This is a genomic window from Larkinella soli (genome assembly GCF_003703975.1).
Lineage (GTDB): Bacteria > Bacteroidota > Bacteroidia > Cytophagales > Spirosomataceae > Larkinella > Larkinella soli.
In genome coordinates this window covers 1-1,817 of sequence record NZ_QTJY01000047.1, presented here as the reverse complement: position 1 = coordinate 1,817, position 1,817 = coordinate 1, and the positions used below count along the sequence as shown (strand labels likewise).

The window sequence follows — 1,817 nt, the reverse complement described above, 5'->3', positions numbered from 1 at the left end:
GACTCAGTGCGGTCATGGCCTGAAAACTGCTGTAGGTAGACGTCCCTAACCGACTAGTAGCTCCGGTGGTGGTGTTGACTTTGTAGAGTTTACTATCCCAGATGACGTAGAGCCACCCATTATGATAGTACAGAGCCTTTGTGCCATACCAGGTGGTCAACCAACCGCCCTCGCTCAAGACGCGGTGGACCCCATACTTATCGATCTTCCAGAAATAGTCGCCCTGCTGGGCGTAGAGATTGCCTTGGGCGTCTGGGCCCGTTAAACCCGTGGCACCGGTCCAGTTGCCGTTGCCCCACTGTTGATAGCTCCCTGTTAAGCGGTCGACTCGCCAGAGCCTACTGCCCTGAATGGCATAAAAATGGCGGCCATTAGGATCTTCGGCAATGCCCTGAGTTGCTCCCCGCCAGCCGGTTCCCATCCGGAACTTTAGGAATTTATTGTCACGATCTGTAAATTTTGTGTGACTCATCCCAAACAAATTATCAGCCTGTACTACATAGACATCGGAATACATCGCTTGGACCGTTTGTCCATCCCCATACGAGGGCGTGACTGAGTAATTAGGTTCCCAAGTTGTACCATATGGCTTTCGGGAAAGCACGGGCCCTACATAATTTCCGTTTTCAATTCGCGCCCCTTGGTAAGAGCCATAGAGCATGACCGACTTAAAGTCGAAACCATCACGGCTGTCAAAACTGACATCTCCAGGCATGTCGCTGATACCAAACCAGTTACTCGGATTATATCCTACTTCTAGGTTTTCCGGATGGAAGGTAATGTACTTGTCCCGGTCGCTGCGAACATGTTCGTGTCCTAGGCCGATGGCATGACCCAGTTCGTGTACATGAGCGTCCTCAAAATCAAAGCTACCACTAGTGAGCTCAAGAACCTGCCGGCCTCCTTGCCGGCCTACATGGGACGCGTTTCTCGTCGATTTCTGAATATAGAGATAGTCAGATTCAATCGTACGGGGCACAAACTCGACCGGTGTATTGTCTTGCCAACGGCGCATGGCACTTTCAATGGCTGCTTTTTCCAAACCGGGGCCGATTACATAAGGAATGCGGCCTTCATACCAGCGACGGGGCCCATTGGCTACGCCGATGCCTGCCACGCGGGCGTTAGAGTTGCTCTGCCTGGTCTGGGCGGGGGCTAAGTCTTCCTTACTCAGCAGCATGTCACCCTGCCAGACGGCCTGGCCGTCGATCTCCTGATAAGTGATGGACCGGCCCTGGTAAGTACCTTGTTTGACAATCCCACCTTTACCAAGCGGGAAGGATCTGTGTTTAGCAGGGTTAGGCTGGTGGAGAGCCGCCTGTTGGCTAGGGTTGGTTTCTTCCAGGTCCTTCTGGCATGAACTGAGTACAGAAGCGGTCACAAACAAACCCATTGCCCATATAGGAAGATGCTTGGTATTCATAGGTATTGTTGAATTGATAATAAGTATTAGCAATGAAGCGAGGTCCTGGATAACCAGGTACCAAGGTGACATAAAGCCGTTGAGGCTTTTTAACCACGTCTTCACCAGCCAATGCGCTTGTTGTTGATTGGCCAATTGACTGGTGAAGAGGCCTGGATATTGTCAAGAGTTGCCTGAGCGGCCAAGTTGAGCAAACCGATTCTCAAAATAGAGTGAAGGGTAGTTGAGTGGTGGCTCCCATTGAGGTCACGCCATCATAGCCTGCAAAAGTTCGGATGGTCTTGCCCGTGGCATCGACTTTATAGATGTTGCCATCCGAAGCGATATACAAATGCCCCCCATAGGCGGTCATCGCGGTGGTGCTCTTGAAGCCCTGAAATTTCTTCAGATTGGT

The 1,817-nt window shown here is 51.4% G+C and carries 2 protein-coding genes; both read right to left on the bottom strand.

The features are described from left to right. Window positions 1-1,423, bottom strand: a 1,423-nt coding sequence (locus DX909_RS29255; protein WP_164851459.1) for a M12 family metallopeptidase, incomplete at its 3' end; no start/stop codon positions are given. Window positions 1,424-1,625: 202 nt separating this feature from the next. Then, on the bottom strand, window positions 1,626-1,817 hold a 192-nt coding region (locus tag DX909_RS29250; protein ID WP_164851458.1), incomplete at its 5' end, for a PQQ-binding-like beta-propeller repeat protein.